Annotated in this window: 15 protein-coding genes; 4 read left to right on the top strand and 11 right to left on the bottom strand. The window is 56.4% G+C overall.

Features of this window, described 5'->3' with window-relative positions; translation table 11 throughout:
- Positions 1-632 (top strand): glycosyltransferase (locus AADX97_RS26690; RefSeq protein WP_374239342.1); only part of this gene is annotated, 632 nt, incomplete at its 5' end.
- A 547-nt stretch (positions 633-1,179) separates the two neighbouring features.
- Positions 1,180-2,022, top strand: coding sequence for a hypothetical protein (locus tag AADX97_RS26685; protein WP_374239069.1), 843 nt, complete (start codon positions 1,180-1,182; stop codon positions 2,020-2,022).
- A 786-nt stretch (positions 2,023-2,808) separates the two neighbouring features.
- On the opposite strand, the gene AADX97_RS26680 is transcribed toward AADX97_RS26685, so the two are convergent.
- From AADX97_RS26680 to AADX97_RS26640, 9 genes are all read right to left on the bottom strand, one after another.
- Entirely contained in the window at positions 2,809-3,642 is an 834-nt protein-coding gene (locus AADX97_RS26680) for a sulfotransferase domain-containing protein (RefSeq protein WP_374239070.1), read from the bottom strand.
- Positions 3,643-3,782: 140 nt separating this feature from the next.
- The gene (tnpA, locus tag AADX97_RS26675; RefSeq protein ID WP_374234571.1) at positions 3,783-4,214 is read right to left on the bottom strand and encodes an IS200/IS605 family transposase; all 432 of its coding nucleotides are present in this window, start codon (positions 4,212-4,214) and stop codon (positions 3,783-3,785) included.
- A 494-nt stretch (positions 4,215-4,708) separates the two neighbouring features.
- Complete coding sequence (locus tag AADX97_RS26670) at positions 4,709-5,572, bottom strand: sulfotransferase domain-containing protein (RefSeq protein ID WP_374237203.1); 864 nt, start codon at positions 5,570-5,572, stop codon at positions 4,709-4,711.
- 129 nt (positions 5,573-5,701) lie between these two features.
- Positions 5,702-6,964, bottom strand: a complete 1,263-nt coding sequence (locus AADX97_RS26665) for an ISAzo13 family transposase (protein WP_374237204.1) — start codon at positions 6,962-6,964, stop codon at positions 5,702-5,704.
- A gap of 1,129 nt (positions 6,965-8,093) precedes the next feature.
- Positions 8,094-9,512, bottom strand: coding sequence for a flippase (locus AADX97_RS26660; protein ID WP_374237205.1), 1,419 nt, complete (start codon positions 9,510-9,512; stop codon positions 8,094-8,096).
- 928 nt (positions 9,513-10,440) lie between these two features.
- Positions 10,441-11,610, bottom strand: coding sequence for an O-antigen ligase family protein (locus AADX97_RS26655; protein WP_374237206.1), 1,170 nt, complete (start codon positions 11,608-11,610; stop codon positions 10,441-10,443).
- A gap of 135 nt (positions 11,611-11,745) precedes the next feature.
- Positions 11,746-12,027, bottom strand: coding sequence for a hypothetical protein (locus AADX97_RS26650; RefSeq protein WP_374237207.1), 282 nt, complete (start codon positions 12,025-12,027; stop codon positions 11,746-11,748).
- Positions 12,028-12,086: 59 nt separating this feature from the next.
- Positions 12,087-13,265, bottom strand: a complete 1,179-nt coding sequence (locus AADX97_RS26645; protein ID WP_374237208.1) for a glycosyltransferase — start codon at positions 13,263-13,265, stop codon at positions 12,087-12,089.
- 1,065 nt (positions 13,266-14,330) lie between these two features.
- Positions 14,331-15,659, bottom strand: coding sequence for a transposase (locus tag AADX97_RS26640; protein WP_374237210.1), 1,329 nt, complete (start codon positions 15,657-15,659; stop codon positions 14,331-14,333).
- Between the two features lie 1,422 nt (positions 15,660-17,081).
- Between AADX97_RS26640 and AADX97_RS26635 the strand changes: the two genes are divergently transcribed.
- Positions 17,082-17,678, top strand: a complete 597-nt coding sequence (locus tag AADX97_RS26635; RefSeq protein WP_374237211.1) for a glycosyltransferase — start codon at positions 17,082-17,084, stop codon at positions 17,676-17,678.
- 133 nt (positions 17,679-17,811) lie between these two features.
- Here AADX97_RS26635 and AADX97_RS26630 read toward each other — a convergent pair whose 3' ends face one another.
- Positions 17,812-18,537, bottom strand: a complete 726-nt coding sequence (locus AADX97_RS26630) for an FkbM family methyltransferase (protein ID WP_374237212.1) — start codon at positions 18,535-18,537, stop codon at positions 17,812-17,814.
- Between the two features lie 303 nt (positions 18,538-18,840).
- Entirely contained in the window at positions 18,841-19,776 is a 936-nt protein-coding gene (locus AADX97_RS26625) for a transposase (protein WP_374239160.1), read from the bottom strand.
- Here AADX97_RS26625 and AADX97_RS26620 point away from each other — a divergent pair.
- Positions 19,735-20,160: a hypothetical protein gene (locus AADX97_RS26620; RefSeq protein WP_374237213.1), complete on the top strand. Its 426-nt coding sequence runs from the start codon at positions 19,735-19,737 to the stop codon at positions 20,158-20,160. The genes AADX97_RS26625 and AADX97_RS26620 overlap by 42 nt on opposite strands.
- Positions 20,161-20,230: the final 70 nt, after the last annotated feature.

Below are 20,230 nucleotides of genomic sequence, written 5' to 3'. Positions count from 1 at the left end.
ACATCATCCCGCCCACGGTCGACGACACCCTGATCCGTCCCCTGCCCGAGCGCCCCGGTCCCTTCACCGCGCTCTACAGCGGCAACGTCGGCCGCAAGCAGGGCCTGGATCAGTTGCTCGACCTCGCCGAGTGCATCCAACAGCGGCGCATGGACATCCGACTCATCATCCGCGGCGACGGCAACTACCGCGAAGCGCTGCAAGCGCGCGCGGCCGAGCGGCGGATCGACAGCCTCCTGTTCGAGCCGCTCAAGCCCGAGGCCCATCTCGCCGAGGGACTTGCAGACGGGCATGTGCATCTGGTCCCGCAGAACCCCGCGGGCGCGGCCTTCGCGCTCCCGAGCAAGGTCTATGCGATTATGGCGGCCGGTCGGCCCTTCATCTGTACCGCTGCGCACGGCTCGCCGCTGGATCAACTGCGCGAGGCGTCGGACGCCTTTGTCGCCTGTCCGCCGAATCAGCCCGAGCGGCTTGTCGAGGCGTTGGAGAGGCTTATGCGGGATCCTCAGGAACGTGTGAGGCTCGGGAGCAACGGGCGCGGTTATGTCGAGCGTTATGCGGGGCGGGGCGCCTGCGCGGATGCTTATCGCGAAGCGCTCCTCGGGGCGAATTCGGTGGTCGGGCGTGCCTGAGCAGCCGCAAACCGGAGGGTCGGTGCCTTGGCCCGAGTCGCGTTGTCTTCCCCCAGAGTATCGGGCGTTCGCGATACCGCTCCGGCGGTATCACCCGTCTCAGGTCGCTCCGCACCACCTCAAGCTCTGGCCCGAGTTACCCACGACCCCGTATGTCGCTCGTTTCCGACCGCGGGATGTTGCATTGCAAGACTTGGCCACTCTTCCGTGCGCAAGTTCGGTCCACCAAGCGAGACGGTCCGACACCGAATCACCGCAGCCGATCCCGAGACGCTTCTGCAATGGTCGGGTCGGATTCTGGAAGCACAGAGTCTGGATGAGGTGTTGCATTGATGGGATCACACCAGGACGCGGTTTACTTCCGAACGCGTGATTCAGGATGTTGCTTTTCAAGACCCCAGCCCCAGACGCTTCCTGTCCGCGGAATGTGTGTTGCCTTCATTTCACGCCGAGGTAATTAATGTTTGGCTACAAAGACACGAGGACGTTGCTGCGCGCCCTACCGCGAAAACTTATATACAGACTCGGATCCCGACGAAACTATTCTATGCAGAGAGATACGTCGACAAAGGTGCTGGACATTAAAGATTCTGTATCGCCCCCCCGGCTTCACAACAAGAGCGCAATCATTCCGGATCGCCTCTTTAACCAGCTGGTCGATGAAACCGCCTCCACGATAGATGACTTCGTTCTCAAAGCGTTCGGTATAAACGGCAATGGGCGGGAATCAATACAATGCTTTCTCTCTATGATAGGAGAGCATCCCGCTCTTGGCTCCCCAGGATCCACTTCAATCCCGGGCCTCCTGCTTCTTTACACCGTTTGCCGAGTGATAAAGCCTGAACTCATAGTCGAAAGCGGCGTCTGGATTGGCAGCTCATTATATACACTTCGAAAAGCCTGCCCCAATGCGAGAATCGTCGGCTTTGATCTTGATCTTAGTCGCTTGGCATTCACTGACGACTCCATTGAGCTTTTCGAGGATGAATGGAGCAATTGCAAACTCGCAATAGCCGGAGAGAATAACTTATGCTATTTTGACGACCACATTAACAACTGCAAGAGGTTAAAAGAAGCAAGCGAAAGAGGTTTTCGTTACGCCATTTTCGATGATGCACCAGACGTCGGCAATATTCATCATTATCGCTATCCCGGAGTACCTACGGTACCGATGTTTTGGAACAACAGGTTAGAACCAGGTGATCGAATAATATGGCAGCAAGAGAATTCAAAACGCATTATACAGTACGAGCACAATCAAGAGAATGAGCATGGACTGGACCGTAATGTAATACAAGCAGTACATAGATTTCCAGAGATCCCAAATCTATTCAATGCCTCCGTTGGCGATAAGTATCTTGTCGTTCTGCGGCGAAAAGAAAATAGGTAATTGTTGGTTAGCTAACTAACGAACGACTAAAGACTGAAGGTCCGGATTGCCATGAATCTAATTTTTTTGTTGGATGAGGGCGAGGCGGCTGTCATCCCGTTGGCTCAAGCATTATGCCCGCGGTCGACCGGACGGACCCAGCGCCTCTCGCCGCCAGACGTAAAGGGTGTCGCGAGGGATGCCGGTTTTGCGCGGCCAACTGCGGGACGCCAACGTTGTTCGGCGGCAGCAGCTTCATCAGGATGGTGTCTTTCAGTTCACCCGAATATGTTGTCATCTCGGTCGTCTTGTCATGCCTCGGGGCGCTTTAGCCGCGCCCCGCGCCCTCCAGCCCCCAGCCCTCAGCCAGTCTTTTGAACAAACCCATTCCTTGCGCTACGATGCCTGAGCGTTAAAAGCTATGTTCTGGAGATCTGCCACAGAACACACCGGCGCGCCCCTGACGCCGCTGCGGCAGTGCCACCCCTCCTTCGGGCGTGCCGCTCTCAGCCGGAGTCATGGAGAATGGCGGATATGGCCTATATCCGCGCAGCCTATGTTGCATTTCAGGACTTTAAGCCGCCCCGTACTTCTGGAACTACGGGTCCAGCTTAAAATGGGCCCCCTGCGCGGCACTCCGCTGCCGCGCGTTGGACCGAATATGCCTTCGTAGATGCGTGCCGAGCACTCGCCCATGACCTCGCCGACGTGCCCTTCGGGGTCGATTGCGGCGATCCCAACCATGGTACCCAAAATCCCCTCATCGCTACACTTACGGCGCTGGTCGCCTGTGGAAAACGAGAAACTTCAGTTTGAAACGTCGCGTAGACTCTGATTCTCGCGAACACTCAAAAGCCCTCTCTTGTCCTCATCGTAATACCCAAGGTCCATCAGCGTTTGACCTGCATAGTGGTCGAACGTCTCTATCGCCTCGGGGGAAAAGCAAGCAACCCAGTTTCCCGCAGTACCTGACCTAAAGAAGGAAGAGTTATCTACTTCTCCCGGCTTTCTACCTGTAATTCGCTCAAACTCATATCGACGTATGGTGTGGCGCAGCTGCTCCTCGTCCAGACTTCCAGGTGCGAGTTTTTGGAAGCCATTCAGGAGTGTGTCAAATCCATTTAATAGAAGATCTTCATACTTCAGACAGTAACGGTCCGGGTGCTCGGGATTCCACCACTGGCGAACATGGTCAGGCCAATTGATGCGTGTACCGCCTTGGGGATGCCGCATCTCCTGCTCGATAAATCTCGGCAAATTACTATAAATATCATCAGGATCGAAATTCGATCCGAACAACCTTTGGAACTGCCTCTTGTATTTGGTATCGTGCTGATAATACGCCCGCTTTACCAAACGCATCCGCATATAGTAAAGTGACACCATTGAATCTCGTCCGTCACGGACTAGGTAGAAGACCCTCTTGAGCCCAGGCGTGTACTTCCAGTGGGATTGTAGTACTGCCTTAAAGGTTACAGGGAGTAGTGTATGCTGCGGGAAAGGAATGCCGAGGAAATCCGCCACCATATGTGTTAGCCACGTCCCACCTGCCTTTGGGAATTCAATCACATACCACAGTCCGAGCTCTTCTCCGTAACGCATAGCGATATGCCTGTTGAAATGACCGCTAGCGGCTTTCATCCGAGGCTCCAACATTTTATTAAACATAGAAGTAACCATCCCCCGGCAAAGCCGGGGGCTTTGAATTCGTGAGCCGCTCAAAGCGGCAAAGGGGTCGCTAACGCGGCCCCACGGTTCTTGGGCCGCCTAAAGGCGGCAAATCAGCGCCACAGTTTGAGCTGATCCAGGCGCTGGTCTTCGCTCTCTTGGTGCTGGATGTACTCTCGGATCGTCGCTTCATCCCGACCGACGGTCGAGACAAAGTATCCCCGAGCCCAGAAGTGCTGCCCCGTAAAGTTGCGCTGGCGCTCGCCGTAGACGCGCGCCAGATGGATCGCGCTTTTGCCCTTGATGAAGCCGATCACCTGGCACACGGCATACTTCGGCGGAATCGAAATGAGCATGTGAACATGATCCGACATCAGATGCCCCTCTTCGATCCGGCTTTCCTTTTGCCGGGCTAACCGGTGAAAGACTTCCCCGAGGTGTGACCGCAGTTGCCCATAGAGCACGCGGCGGCGATATTTCGGGATGAAAACAACATGATATTTGCACTCCCATTTGGAGTGACTTAGGCTCTCGAAATCGTCCATCGGGACTCTCCACAAGCGTGTGCTTGGCGGCTCACGCTGCGGAGTGTCCCCGATGGACTCCCGGAAATGTCAAACTGCTACTGTCACCCCGGCAAAGCCGGGGGATTACCCGTTTTATTTAACTTCCTGAGATCCTATTATTAACTTAACTGTTCAGGCGGCCAAATGCCTTACGGCAATAATCGTGGCGGCGGCTTCTTGAACTGGGGGTCCAAAGGCGGGGCTTGCTGGAGTTGTGACCATCCTCGGCCAGACGCGCTTCGAGTTCGCGGATACGTTGGAGCAGCTCGGCGAGCTGGTTCGCCTGCTCGGCGTTCTTCGCCCGGAACCGCGCCGGTTTGTCATCTATGCTATCGGGACTATCGGTTGTCGGTAGCTGTTTAGACATGTTGCAAACTTACAGCCCTACGAACTTGCTTTGACAGATTATCCTGAACAGTTACAGTATGGTACCATTGGGGATTACGGTTCCGCAATACTGGTATCGCCTAAGTTTACTCGCCAAATGCCCTGTAGCCATGTCTGTCTAGCCATCCCCCAAACTCTGAATCAATAACAGCTGTTTCTTTATCCGTAAGTACGTCCATCCACGCATTTGGTTTACCACGGGTTCTTGAGAAGTGGTTAGGATGAATTTGTGTTGCCTTATCAGACAGCGTGTCTAGCGGGAAGAGATGGCTCTTCACCGCGCGCAACGTTGCGGACATGCTTAACTGTCGGCGAATGGACAAGGGCAACCATCGAATAATACGATTGGCATAAAACGCAAAGGGGTTTCCTAGCACGAAACGACGGCGAATAAAATTTTCGAAGGCCTCAACAGAAGTATCGCTGGCAATTTCGGAGTAAGTCGCATCGTCAAGATCAATACCGAGATATCTGCTTATGTCGATCACTCCAGATATCTTGTTGTGATATAAATCTTCATACTTTTGAGTGAGCACTAACTCATCATTCTCATATAGCTCGTAGAGCGCCAAATGCGCGGCAGTATCTCGACAAAAGAAATCTAACGAACGCCCCCATTTCTGTTTGTAAGATGCATACACATCCCTTAGATCTCTGTAAATATAAAGAAACGCTGCTTCAGGCGGTGCTGCAAGTCGAAACTCCCACGGCGGATTGTGGCTTTTTACCAATATCGACTCGGAATTAGTAGGCAGTTTTCCTGTCGCGCTCTGGATGCTTTCTGATAGATTTTCACCAGGGCAATATCCCAGGTTTGTGACCGGCCGCGTTCGTTCTAGTAGAGCTCGAGAGATATTATACTGCAGCGTGGATCCCGATCGCTTCATTCCCAAGCACACTACGTAGGATCTACGTAGGGCAATGTTGTTACTAATCTGGAGGGTCCGCATAAGTGACAGTTCTATTAATGATTGGGCGTGAGGTGCTTTTCGGCGCCCTCTCCAATGGGCAGTTGGCGGCGCATTTTCGATAGTCGAAGCGCTGCGCTTAAGTAACGGTTCAAAAACAAGTTAAACATTTTAATAAGCGAACCCATTCGGATCGACGAGGTAGTTCCATTGCCCGTTCACGCGATCATGGCGAATGAACCGATCCTTGACGTCGCGAAAGTTGTCGGAGCACGTGCGGCCGATCTCGTAGGTCGCGTCGAGGATCCGCGCGGTCACGCTCAGTCCCGTTTGGGTGCGTGTCTGCTCGACGGTGCGCAGCGCCGTCTCGGGGCTGTCCAGCATGACTCCGCTCCAGGCGCGCTCGACCTGGCTGAACAGGCGATGTTCGATGGGGTTCCACTTGGAGGTGTAAGGAGGATAGTGGGCGATGCGCAGGCGCACGCCAAAGCGTGTGGCCAGCTCGATCAAGTCCTCTTTGAAGCGCAGCGAGCGCGCGGCATTGGCACCGCCGCAATCGCACAGCAACACCAGTTCGGTCGCATTGGGATACATCGCCCGGAACAACACCGTCCAGGCCAGGGCGATCGCGTCGCAGACGAAGGCGCTGGTCTCGCGCGATGTCCCGAGCGTGATGAAGCCGACGTTGGCGAGCACGTCGTAGACCCCGTGCGGCACCAGGATGCCGTCGGCGAGGTGGCGGAAGTCGTGATCGAAGACCGTTTGCGGCGCGGTGCTGTAAGACTGTCCCGGCCGATGCAGGGTGCCGAGCACCTCCTTCTTCTTGGTGTCGATACTGAACACCGGAATGCCGAGCCGACGCGCCAAGCGGCGCAGCGCGGCGATGTGGCGGAACTGCTCGTCGCGTGCCGTCGGGTCGACCACGCCGGTGATCAACTCCTTGCGCAGCGCACGGCGGCGAAAGCCGGCCCGATCCAGCAACGCGGCGGCCGTGTTGCGACTGATCTCGAACCCGCGCTCGAGCAGGCGATGGGCCAACTGCAGCGGTTTGAGATCGGTCCAACGCACCCGCTCGTCGGTTGGACTGCCGGCACTGTGGGCGTCGAGCACCTCGTGCAGCGTCGACTCCAGCTGCGGCTTGCGCTCGGTGATCGGCGGACGGCCGCCGCCGGGGCGGCGCACCCGCTTGGCGTCGCCGCTCGGGCGCTGCGGATGGTCCGGGTCGTCTTCGCGCAACTGCTCCAACTCGCGAATCCCGGTGTAGAGCGTGCGTCGACTCATCCCCAACACGCGCGCCACGTAGGCGATGCCGCCGAAACCGATCTTCAGCGCCTCGATCGCCGCGTAGCGGCGGCGATGGTCCTCGTCCAAGGTGCGCGAGAACATCCGCATCGTCTCCTCGTGCGCTGCGCCGTAGCCCGGAAACTCGTTCATGCTGCGACCACTCCCGTTCGGATCATCGGGAGCGATGCTCGCAGCACGTCGTTTCCTTTTCAAGTCGCTAGCGCACTTTTCATGCAAGCTGGCTGAGGTAAAATGCGTTACTTGTTAGTGAATCGTTACTAAGGGATTCAGTTTGTCAACCTTTCTTGTCGGCACGTTTTCCACTACGACCGACTTCAGTTTGCTCAGATCAAGGCTAACAGCGCGGCCCGTCATGTTATCGCTTGAGTAGTGTCTGTCTTCCCGTATATAGGACGTCATACCCGGATTCGCGAGCTAATGGAACAATATACGTATGCTTCCAAGGATGTATGTGATCGGTATCATCAATCAATATCATCGAATGAAAATTCAACTTATCTCGTGCAGCAATGAATGCATCTCTGTAGGCGTGAGCTCTTCCAATCCCTTCAAGTGTGGTATTGGATGGATCAGGAACCCAAAAATCCAGGTATAGCAAGTCAATCCTTCCGGGAAAATGCTTTAGATATTCTATCCCATCACCTAGTATTAACTCGACATTCGAAAACCCTCTTGTGATACTTCGAACTTCTTCCAGCCGACTGTCTTCTAGATCTATAGCTATTATCCGCTTGGCGCTTGTTCTTCGGGTCCATGTAAACATGCTGTTGCCAGACATTTTCCCATGGACGCCAGTTCCGACTTCAATTATGGTTTCGCCTTGTATTTGTTGAAAATAGGCTGCCGTCCTTTTTAGGCTGGCCACCGGCGGGTGTCTATATCGCCAGAATCCATTTTCTGCTATGGAGATGCAACCGGGAACTCTTCCGATGCGCATTGATCTTTTGATGCGATCGAGCAAGACCGCGTTTCGGAGCTTAATGGCCAAATCTTTCACTGGATTACTCAATAACTCATAAACAGAATATTTATACCCGGCGTACGCCAGTTTTTCGGCATTTACACTCGCCGACAATAGCGAAGTTCGCGGGCAACAAAGAGAGCATCTGATCACGATACAGATGAGAGTGGTTGAACAGCCCTCACGATCACCCCGAAAATCCCCAAACAACTCATAATAGGGATTATAGGGCGGCGTTCTGCGCCAAGGTCTTGATAAACAACAGGCATTGACAAACAATATCGGAAAACAAAGTTTTCATCGGAACGGTCGCTGAAAAGACATGCCGAACGCCATCGTTTCAATCTGGATGCGGCGCCACACGGCGCGGCGTAGTAACAGGTTCCAGATGATCTGCGTTGCCGCCGTGGACAAGGCAGCCCCGGCGAGGCCGAGCAGGGGGATCAGCACAAAGCCCAGCAGTACATTGGCGACCGCCGCGATGGCGACACCCCTCAGCGTATCGCGTTCATGACCGGTCATGTTGAGGAGGATACCGACCGAGCCCATGCTGGCATTCACCAGTTGCCCGACGGCAAGAATGCTCAAAGCGGTGTGACCGGCGGCATAGTCGGGCCCAAATGTGAGGGTCAGGAACCGCTCACCGAAGAGCACAAAGACCAAGGTGACCGGCACGGCCAGGGCCAGGATCGCTTGGGAACTCTGGGTGACCAATCGTTGCAGACGGACCCGATCACTTTGGATATAGAGCCGCGCGAAGTAGGGCATCACGACCAGATTGACCGCCCCGAGGCCGAAGGCGATGAGCATCCCGACGGCGACGGCCACCTTGTAGACCCCGACGGCGTCGGGCGTGGCGAAGAGCCCGAGCAGCAGGACGCCGCTCTGTGCATTGATAACCTGGAGACCGGCCGTAAGTGCCAACGGCCAAGCCGAGATAGTCCAGGCGCGGGCGGCATAGTCCGGGGTTGGTCGGGTGGTCAATTCGGTGGGGCGCGCCCGCCAGAGGAGCCACGCGCCAAGGGCAAAGGCTATGGCGGAGGCCAATGCGTGCAGGCTCATCGCCGTCGCCGCTGTGAGGGGCTCATTGGGCGCCGTCAGGAGCACAACCAGGCAGAAAACCATCAAAAGTCCGGGGCGGAAGATCGCTTCCGGCAATTGCCCCGCAACGACATGTCGGAGCCCTCGCAAGGCCGCGCCCCGGAGGTCGCCGAGGGCAATCAACGGGACGAGCAATAGCCCGAACACCAGGGTCGAGCGCGTAAGCTCGTTGAGGCGTTCTCCAAACAACCAGAGGCCGACGAAGGCGAGGACCACCACTAGTGACGAGAACAGCCAAACCGCCAGCGTGCTCCAGCGCCACAGCCCGCGCATCCGCCCCCATTGCTCGGCTGCCTGCGACTTAGCCGTCTCACGCACGACGAGCTGCGGGAGACCGAACTGGGTGGGGATCGCCAAGAGCGAGACGATGGCCAAGACGAAGGCATAGACGCCATAGCCTTCCGGCCCCAGTGTGCGAGCTAAAAAGATCGCGAGCAGGAACCCCAGCGCGGTACTGCCGAGCTTAAGGGCCAGGCTGCCAAAGCCGCCGCGGACAAGGCGCCCGCGCAGGCTGGTGGAGGAGCCTATGGAAGCCGAAAGACGAGCGCTCAGCCTTCGGACGCGAGGGGTTTTAGTACCACTGGCTGCTGTTGTGGGCGTTGAATCCGTTGTCACGGCTCAGTCATCTCAATGTCGATGAAACTGTCAGAGCAACCCGCGATGTCCATCAGTCGGGTAGGTGAGGGCATCAAAGAGCCATCCGACGTACTTTATCTTAATCGAGCACGATCAGGGCTTTCCGGCGATCAATGTTAAATGCCGATCCGTTTCCGGAGACTTTGCATCGATCACCGCAGGTGTATAGTCCGCGAGCGCTCGATTACCGGATCATAGAGTTCCCCATAGTCGACAGTGTACTTGAGATCAGCCTGCTCGACCTAGATAATTGTTTGCTCCAAAAAAACCCCAGCGCAAGCGTAAGGATACCTGCAATCTTAGCTTTATATTCTGCGACTTACGCCAGGACGCCTTGCTCCCTCCGGCAAGGTAGATCTAACGTTGACCGAGGCCTTCTGCGGCGCCATGCGTCGTCGACGAGGCGCTCGGCCGAGGCTAATTGATGATCCGCAGGTCGCCGCTGCGCGGGGTTCATCGTCGCCTCCAAGTACGATCACGCCCGGCAGGCCGCCGGGGCGCGGATCGGTAGTGGGCGGGCGAGCCAGGCTTGGTCCAGCACCTAGTCGCTGTCCGCGTCAGTCTTCCAGATGTCGATGGAGCGAAAATGGGAACGATTCGGCCGGGGATAGCCTATGCCATGTATCCAGGCGAACTCTGCGGCTTCCCAAGCGGGCATCAAGGGACGGAGTGCGGGGTGCCGGCCGGCGTGATCGTTCCAGTTGCTCATTCAATCGGCGAATGATCCCATGGAGGATCGGGGCACCGGGTAGTGTCTGAGGTGGAACGTCCCACGTGCTAACGATACCCGATTGTCGCCCTCAACCCAAGTGCGATCGCCTTTACAGCAGATCGTATTCAGCCTGCCGATGGGCTGTGACACGGCGCGGTTCAAACCCTTCGAGCAACCAGCCAGATTCGTGGACTTCTAAATTGGTTGACATGGAGGGCTCCGTGAAGTCGCTGACTCCAGGCGATTATCGGTCAAAAGAAAAAAAGTGAACAGCGCAAAGGCATCACCGAAGTTTACAATTTGGGGTTGAAAAAAACCTGCGGTTAACCATGCAGACCAGAATCCGAACCGCATAAGCTGGAGACTGTCGCGGCTTGTTCGGAAATTACGAATCGATCGATAGATACCAGAATACACTACAGCGGCCAGTATGCAGGTGGCGAAAAATCCGTTCTCAAGAGCGAAGTTTAAGAATCCATTGTGCGTTGTGATATATTCATCACGGTTACGAAAACCGTACCCGATCAACGGATGTTTCACGAATTGACCCCAAAAATTCCCCATCATATCCGTTCGCCCCGTCATTCCTGATCCAAGACCCCGATTCGGGTCATCAAGCCTCAAAACATCGATAAGGATATAATCAGATACCGTAACAACAAAAATGAAGCCAATAAAAGCGAGAAAAACAGTCATGAAAAGGCGTGAAAGCGATAGCTTAATCAGGGTAAAATAATCAAATATCCCAATGATAAAAATAGCAATGATAGCGTATCGCGATGATACAACGATAGCAAAAAACGCCGCAATTGCATACAGTAACCACCGATAGCGATTTCTGGACCTAGCCGCGAAATACGCAGTTGAAACACAGAAGGCTCCAGTATGATTAGGATGGATACCTCCTATCCAGCGGTTATTTGGGAAACCATAGTATATTAAAAAAACCAATAGCGAGCAGGCCAGTAGAACCGAGATTGAAAAGTAGAAACTATTCGATAAAGAATGGTTAATATACAATGTTAAAATCAGTGTAAGACATAGGAGTATCGCATAAGCAACTCCAGAAGGGCTATTTTGCAATATCCCTAGCCCAATCAAAAAAAAACTGAGAATGAACAATAAAATATTAGGTGTACTGTACTTTATAATGCCTGCAATGTATGACGAGCGATTGCTAATGATGATTGCTGCGCAGCACGCGATCGTTACACCTACTAAAAGAACTACGGTTCGAGAGCGCTCGGCTTCTACCAGCATGCCGAATACAATCAAGCGCGGCGGAGCCGTAAATGCCTCGTAAAATAGGGCGGCGACCCAGAGGTAGACGACGGATGCGCTGATATGTCGCAGGGAAACGGTCACGTTATCTCCGGAATAGTCCTGAAATTTTCCAATTATGTTTCGGAAGTTCGCAACGGAAGAGTCATCATCACTTTCTGTCGCAGCAATAGTCGCCTCCTCGACCATCAAACACCACAAACAACACCTAGTCCTGGCTTAGTAAATACATGAAAAACGCGACTCACCAGGGGCCGTCAGGTTTGATAACAAGGTCATTAATAATGTTGCATATCCGTCGGTTAAGGGCGCCAAAATTGTGCACAGCATGACCGGTAGCCCCATCGCCTGCACCTTAATGACGACGCTTGAGATTTGTTTCTCGACGTACGGCAGCAAAGGAGCAACCGTCTCGCAGATCGCAAAACTCTGGAATCGACCACAGAAGAAAAATGTCTTCTGAGATCCAACATTTGTCGGTTCAGTTGTCTTGTTTGACATTTGCGTCCTTTCCAACAATTGGGTGCTCACATCTTCAGTTTAGAGGAATCATTGCAAACCTACCTGACTCGAGCGGTGACTTCTTCATACTCACGAGTCAGTGCTTCGACAATGCCTGGCCATGTGTAACGCTCGTGAGCCGCGAAACGACCCCTGGCACCCATTTCCCGGCACTGATCTGGATCCTCAAGTAGGGCCACGACAGCATGCGCAAATTCATCAGCATCGCAGTCCGTGACAATTCCGGCGCCCGCGTCCGTGATCACCGAGTGTATATTAACCCGATTGGAAATCACGACTGGAAGCTCGCAGGCCATTGCTTCGACGACAGTCATACCAAAGTTCTCTGTATAAGACGGAAGGACGAAGACGTCCGCGTCCACGTAAGCTTGAAGGAGGTCCGTCCCGGTGAGGAAGTCCACGAAGGTGACGGCTTCTTCAAGCGCAAGCTCCCGAACCCAATGACGCACCTGATCACCGTAGCCATCGTTTGAAGGCCCAACGATGGCAAGACGTGCCAGCGGAATAGCACGACTGACTGCCTGAAAGGCTGGAATGAGAATATCCAAGCCCTTCTTATGGTGAAGACGTCCGAGAAAAAGCAGGAGAGGCGCCTGGCCGATCGCCAAGGTCTCGCGAAAAGCGCCCCGCCCCGGCAACGTTTCGAACGGTCCCCAGTCGATTCCATTCGGCACAACAAATGAGGGTGAGCGCAGATGCAGGAAAGAGGCAAGCCGGCGCTCATCCTCCGCTGTGTAGTGAACTGCGCTGGCGCCATGCAGGTTCGGCAGGTCGAGCCAGCGTTCATAAAGACGCTTCAACGCGATGCTGGTTGAGCTTCGCGCGTATAGATAGGGGTCCAGAGCACCATGCGGACAAATAATGTAAGGCGCTCCATACCGGCGCGCAAGCCAAGCGGAAAAGGTCGATGGAAAACGATAAAGTCCATGAATATGAATAATATCGAACTTCTCGTAATTACGGCGCATGTAACGTGCTAGGCTTAGGGAAATATCCAATGGGGCGAAGTGCACTGAAAAGTAATGGACTTCTACTAATCCTCGGCAAAGTCGATCCGTACCGGGTGGGCGTAGAACCCCTTCTGGATAATCGGCGTTAGTCGTGCAGATCGTGACCTGATGCCCCGCATTTGCTTGAGCACAAGCCAAGGCGGTAATGACGCTGACGGGACCACCCCTCCGGGGAGCTAACGATAAAAGAACGTGCAAAATCTTCATTTGAACCTCCAATCCAGGCCGCACGCAAGTGCAATTTGAAGCACCCCGATCAGGCTTCCTCCACCTTAGCAATCCGCTGGGTGATAACCACATCGGCGGCGGAGATCTGCTAGAGGAACCGCTAGCGCTGCGCGCGCTTCTTCGTCTCGACTCTTTTCACGGCCACTGTATGTATGAGACCTTTCCGGAGCGATGGCCTGATTTGCGCGATCCACAATTCGGTTGATATCAGCCTCCTTGAATCCAGCTACTTGCTGCATCCAGCCAGTGACTAAACGTCTTATCTCCCTTTTGCGTGTCTCTGCTCCCATCAGATCCTCATAACGGACTTGTGTGACTGATGCGTCGCTGAGCCAATCAATGTAGGGACGTAGTCGCGCTTCGAAATTCGGATACAGGTCCGGCCTCTTTCCCGAGCCATTCAGACAGAGCGTGATTGCCTCTTGCTGATTCAAATGACGAAACTCGCGGGCCATCCGATGGCGCCAATTCATGGACCTAAGGTAATGAACCTCTGACAGGACTATGTCGATTGGGTCGCGAACGATGAACCAGTGAACGATATTCTGTCTAGCGAGTACTGCCGAGCTGCGGTTAGTATAATACAGATGCGCTCCCGCGATTTCGCCAGGCACCAAGCCCAGCAGCATACTATCGATTTGCGATGGACTTCGCGGATGCAGCGTAAGCGAACTTGCCCAGTTGATAAAAGCGCCGTAGTACGTGCACGCGGGTAACGCACGTGCGACTTGGAGTAACAGATGAGTACCACTCTTCGGGATCGAGTTTACCACTACCGGTGGCTTGCTAAGGTACTCTTCCGCGCTGACAAATGGACGATAAGCACGTCGGTAAGCAAGAAGGGTATATGCAATCCCCTTTCGGATCGCGGTATTGCGAACAGCCAACTGCGTGTCGAGGAGATGAGTCATATACGGACAATCAAGAATACGTTGGCGGATAGGTTTGAGTCCACGGCTTTATATCATGCCTGATAAAATGTTGCGCTTCGTAAGGATAGAAGTTTTTGATCGGTATCGTCCTAGCTGAAGTTTCTCGTTTTCCTCAGGCGACCAGCCGCATGACTGCAACGATGAGGTGATTTCGGGTGCCTTGGCCGGGATCATCGCAGTCGACCCCGAAACCCACGTCGGCGAGATCATAGGCGAGCGCTCGGCGCACCTCGGCGAAGGCATATTCGGTCCGTCGCGCGGCGGCGTATCGCCGCGCGGGGGCCTGCTCCAAGCTGGCCGCGAAGATCCAGATGACGGTGGTGGCCACCATACAGAAATGCAGATGGTTGACGACCGCATCGGGATGGCGAGTCTGCGTCTGGGCACTGCCGATTTCCTGCTTGATCTCGCGGAATCCGTCTTCGATTTTCCAGCGCGCGCCATAGATTTCAATAATCTGCGCAACGGATAGGGTCAGGTCGGTGGTCACCAATGCGACCCATTGGGTGCGCCGGTAGACCCGGACCACGCGCACTTGGCAGCGCAGGGTCTTGAGCATCACCATCTGCGCGGCAGCCACCACGTCGCGAACCTGCCCGCAGAGGTTGAGTGAATAGATCCGCGCGGTGGCCCGCAGCGCGGTCTGCATAGCCTTGACACTGCCGAGGCGCTCACCGTACTTGCGAGGCCGTCCGGCGCGTCCCGGCACGACCACCGGCAGATCATGGAGCACCGCGTTCACGCGCAGGCGCAAGAGCAGATGGGCACGGGAGCCGAGCGCCCGTCGCAAGGGCTTGAGCAAGCCGTTGTTGCCGAACCAGCTGTCGGTGACCCCCGGGATCGGTGCCCTCGGAAAGACCCCGGCGAAGGTCCGGATCAGGCGCACGGCTTGGGTGAACTTGGTCTCGAAGGTGATCGCCCGAGTGCGGATGCGCACGCAGCGCAGCGCCAGGGTCGCCTTGCGCAGATAAAAGGCGAAGGCCAACGGCAGGCAGCACCAGCGCCCGTGAATGACCTTCAGCAGTCCGAACGTGACGATGGTCTGCGCCCACGGAAACGCGCTTTGATTGGTTTTGGCGGCATGGTTGAAGCTGCGCTGACAGGCAAACACCTTGGTGCCGGTCTTCGGATTGATCGAGTCGTCCAGCACCACCAGCAGGTGCACGTCGGTGAGGGGGTCGGGGATCGCCCGCCAGAGCACCGCCCAGACCCGCGCCCACGGCAGCTTCACCGAGGCCATGAAGGTGTGGTACCTCGCCTCGCCAAGCACCACGCCGAAGATGATGGCGATGGTGCGCAGCAGGTTGGAGGTGCGCGAGGCGATGATCGGCAGCAGGATCGCCTGTTGCGTGAGAATGAACCAGCGGGCACGTTCCCGGCCGTGATCGGAACTCGGGAACAGGCCCTCGAATTGAACGGCGAGTGCGGGTAAGATCGGCATCGAATGCGGCTCGTATTTGGCGTCTAATCATTGGCTTAGGCACCTTTGATTATACGCCGAAGCGGGCCTGCATTCATCGTCAACCGCTTGTTTCTTCGCCGATTCATCCGCGCTTTTCACGCCCGTTTGGTCATTGAGGCAGTATGGGTTTCGTCAATAAGATTTCACGAATATGCGCGCATATTCGTGGTTGCTTATGTTATGATAGCCGTATGGAAGTGAGAAACGTCAGTTAGGGTATCTTGTTGTGCTTGATCTCGGAGCCCGGCGATCCCCGGGGCGTCTGTTAAAGAGGAAGCCGGCCGTCTCGGGGGTCGATCCTAGCATGGAATTGTGTGCGGTGGCGGTGTCTGGGCGGCGTTGGGCGAGCGGCGTACCAAGCCAAGCCGTCGGAGAATGCCGCTTTAGGCCTGTGATCCGCGTTTCTTCGCTTTAGAAGTCGGCCAATGCGGAGAGTAGGGCAAAGCCCGTTAGGCTCCAAAATCTATCGGGACTCTTCAAGCTGCTCTGTTTGAGCGCCCGAGCGCCCACGATCCGAACAAGATTCGCGAGATCGTGTTATAATCTATGCTCGGACCGACGGCTCTAGGATCCGACGGTTGTGTCTAAAGATCGGTGTCGGCCAGTACAGTCGCGCTATAAAACTCCTGGAGCATCTCACTCCCCAGGACTTGGCGACGTCATCGCCAAAGTCGGACCTATCCCCTCCGGCAAGCTTGGTGCGTAGTATGTACGTTGCTACACTTTCCTCTTTAACCAGCGAAGCTTGAGACTTTTGACCTTCCTTAGATTAAGGCGATGCATCATGGATAGTACATTCTAACGTTTGAATTGGATGTTGCAAAGTATTTGTGTGGCTACGCAGCGGCTCACTTCAGCCCGGACCAGCCGACCTCGGTACTCAACACGATCTAAAGGCATTAGGGTCGACAGTTCGTTTCGATGTGCACTTTCCGCTGTCGGGCGCGAAGGTACGACTCGGCGTTATAACTTCTGGAATGATGATTTGGCAGGTTTAGCGTTCTACAAGTTACAAATATTGGCAGAGACTATGCCGTGAGTCGAAGAGTCTACATTCAGAAGCGAATGCCGGGGAAAGGCTGGTGGTATGACGGACTGCATCGCGAACTCGTGCGCCAAGGAGTTCCGACGGTCGACTATCACCTTGTCCCTGGGACCCTACTAACTGGGCGCATCGCTTCGAAGCTCGGGCTACAGCGTAATCTTTGCTATGGACGTCATGCCTTCATTGCAATGTCCGGCTGGTCCGGAGTCGGTCGGTGGTTTCCTGTGGCATTCGTTCACGAGCCCATTGTTTATGCCATGGATTGCTGGGAAGCCCACTGGCCCCGATGGGAGCGACAGTTGCGTCGTCACCGCGTTAGGTTTGCAATGTTCAGCGCACGCCGATGTGCTGAAGTCATGGCCGAGCGCATTCCTGGCTTGGTTGCACAATGGGTTCCCGAAGGGATAGATCCTAGTCCCTACAACCCCGGAAAGCGCTTAGTAGAACGCTCCATCGACGTTCTCGAATACGGACGCACCTATCCGTACTTTACGACGGCGGTCAAGGATGACGTAGGCAACGGTGGACTGCGCCATGTGTATCCTAAGGCAGGACAGCAAGTTTTCTCGAACTTAGCCCAGCTTCGCGCAGCGCTCTCCGATTCGAAAGCCCTTGTATGCTATCCGCGCAGCCAGACGGAACCACACATCGCTGGCTCGGTTGAAACGGTAACGTTACGTTACTTTGAGGCGATTGCCTCTCGTGCGCTCGTGATCGGTCGTGCTCCGCAGGAGTTGATCGACCTATTCGGTTACAATCCCGCCATCGAGATAGATGTTTCGAACTTGCCAGGCAAAGCTGTTGTCCAGGCACTTCGTGACGTCGAAAGGTATCAGCCTCTTGTGGAGCGAAACTATCTGCGTTTGCTTGAGGTGGCCACATGGGAGGTCCGGGCCAAGGAAATTATCGACCTACTAGAGGACGCCGGGTACGTTGTGCGGCAAGACGAGTAACCAGGGAGAAAAGTGATCGGAGCCCTTCACGGCATGAAAAAGCCAGAAACCCAGGGTCACCAGGTCTCGATTTGACTCGTTTCGCTCGCAGGTTTCTTTCCGTCGAGAAACAAGGGTATAGCTTTATTTTCGCTCATCGATTTGGTTCGCGCGTAGTCGAAGTTTGGCGATGAAACAGTAAATCCTCCTGAACCGGCTCGGCTTGGTGAATGTGGGTATTGAAGCGCCCTTCCAGGCTGAACCCGGCTTCGATCAAAAAGCGTTCGATCTCCTCGTGCAGGGCTTGGCCTTCGTAGAGTTCAACATAGGATACCTCGACATAGACAGCATCGATCTGCGGCAACAGCCCGGTGGCGCCCTTGAGTACCTCCAGCTCGAAGCCTTGAACGTCGATCTTCAGAAGAACAGGCCGCGGCAGGGGCGTCGAGAGGCAGACATCGAGACGCTTGATCGGTACGCGCAACTCTCCGGACTCTTCCATCCCGTAGATCGCCTTCTGGCGCGCGCCTAGGGCGAGCAGCGAGGACGAGTCGGTGCGGGTGGCCAGATGCATGCAGCCCTCGCCGGGGACGGCACCCAAGGCGCAGTCGTGGATCTCGGCCTGTCCGCGGGTGACGCGGGCGAGCTTGGCGCGGGGTTCGGGGAGGGGCTCAAAGCAGATCAAGTGGGCCTCGGGCCAACGGGTGCGCGCGTAGACGGCGAATTGTCCCTTGTTGGCGCCGACGTCGATGACGGTGGCGAAGGTGTCGCGTCCGAGGGCGGTATCGTGGTCCAGGGTGGCGGCCACGCCGTGCAGCAGCGCGGGCCAGCAGCCGGGGGTTTGCAGGAGCTTGGCGTATTTGCGCAGACGGGGCGACATGTCGGGGGTCCTTGTCGTGTCGGGCGGGGTTTGTCGGCCAAGGCTCCCGGGTAGCAGCCTGTTTCCGGGGCGGATCGTAGCATGGAATGGAATGCTGTTTCCGGGGTGTCGGAGTTGTTGCCTATCAGGGCCACTGCTTGACCTTCGGGAATGGGGCGGAGGATAGCGGGACGCTGTTGGAAGATGCCGGATGGGGTTTCGCTCGTCGGTTTGGCCGTGGTGGCACTTGGCGCGGAGCGCCGGGGGCATGCGTGACACCGCGGAGAGACTGGGCAAGTATTCCGTGGCCGCCCGTCGTCCCGCTCAAGCACTCGCCAGGGCGGCGGGCGGTACCGCACAGGCGCCGCGGCGGCGGCGGTGTCGAATCGGCGCCGCGAGGCGTACCGGTGCGCGAGGCGCCTTTGCAGGCGTCCTCATGAGCTGCAGACGATGAAAAAGGACGCTTCGATTTGGCCTTCCGCCCGAGCGGCGGCGCGCTTCACAGGCCGCCCGGAATCCGTCGAGTCCGAGGATGCTCAAGACCCGTCGGAAGTTGTCGCAGTGGACCAAAAGGGCCAGTTCTCCCTGGACCTTCTCCAGGCCGCGGACCAGGAAATGGTCCCAGCCCATCCAGCGCTTGAGGGTGCCGAAGGGGTGCTCGCAGAGCGCCGCTCGCGCGCGCATTGCCTCGGGGTGCTCGGCCATGCGCGCGCGATGGCCTTCGACCACATCGGCCAGCTCCGAGCGGTAGATCTGCCGGTAGGGGGTCTTCTCGGGCAGGCACAGCTTCGCAAGCGGACAGCCTTCGCAGCGCCCGGCCCTGGCGGCGTAGCGCTTGAGCGTCTTGCCGTTGCGCGCGACTTCGCCGTAGGGGTGCAGGATCTCGCCGCCCGGACAGATGTGGACGTTTGGCCCGGGCAGGTCGTGAAAGGCGCTCGTGGGCAGGCGCCCGGCGTCGCGCACGGCGCGCTCGGTATCGGGGATGGGGACGTAGGGGAGGAGTCCGGCGCGCTCGCAGGCGGCAATATCGTCTTCTTTCCAATAGCCGGCGTCGGCGAAGACCTCCGCCTCCTTGATCCCCAGCGCGCTCTTGGCGGCCTCGGCCATCGGGGCAAGCTGACCGACGTCGTTGCCGGCCGAGGTCGCTTCTGCGACGTCGATGAGCTTGTGCTTGTCGTGGACCACGCTCCGGACGTTGTAGCCGACGGTGGACTTACCGTGCTTCTTGAGCCGGCGGGCGTCGGGGTCGGTGCGCGAGATCTGCGTCTCGCCGGTGTCTTTCAGCGCGGCGATCCGCGCGGCCTTGGCCGCCTGGAGGGCGGTGAGCTCGTCGAGCTTGGCGGATACCGCGCCCGTCGGTGCCGCCTCGGCGTCCTCGCGGGTGTCGGCGAGGTCGAGTTCTTGGTGGTACCGGGCGATCTCGCGCTCGAGGGCGGAGTGCTCGCGCTCCAGCTGGGTCAGGGTCTTGACGCTCGCGTCGCCGGCGTTGGCGTTGAAGTGGCTGCCGTCGATGCCGAGGCGCTCCCCGCCGACCAGATCAAGCTCGCGGCACAGCAGGACGAACTCGCGGTTGGCCGCCTTGAGCGCCTTGGCGGTAACTTCTCAAAAAGTAGTGGCAAGGAAACCAGTAAGCTACGAAAATAAACTTCACTGCAGGACAAACTGTCGCCCCTGAATACTTCATCTGTCGAGCATGGCTGATCCGAATCCACTG

The organism is Thiocapsa sp. C2-2m (assembly GCF_041903745.1).
GTDB classification, from domain to species: Bacteria; Pseudomonadota; Gammaproteobacteria; order Chromatiales; family Chromatiaceae; genus Thiocapsa; species Thiocapsa roseilacustris.
The sequence above is the reverse complement of the archived record's forward strand: the minus strand, read 5'-3'. Positions and strand labels throughout refer to the sequence as shown.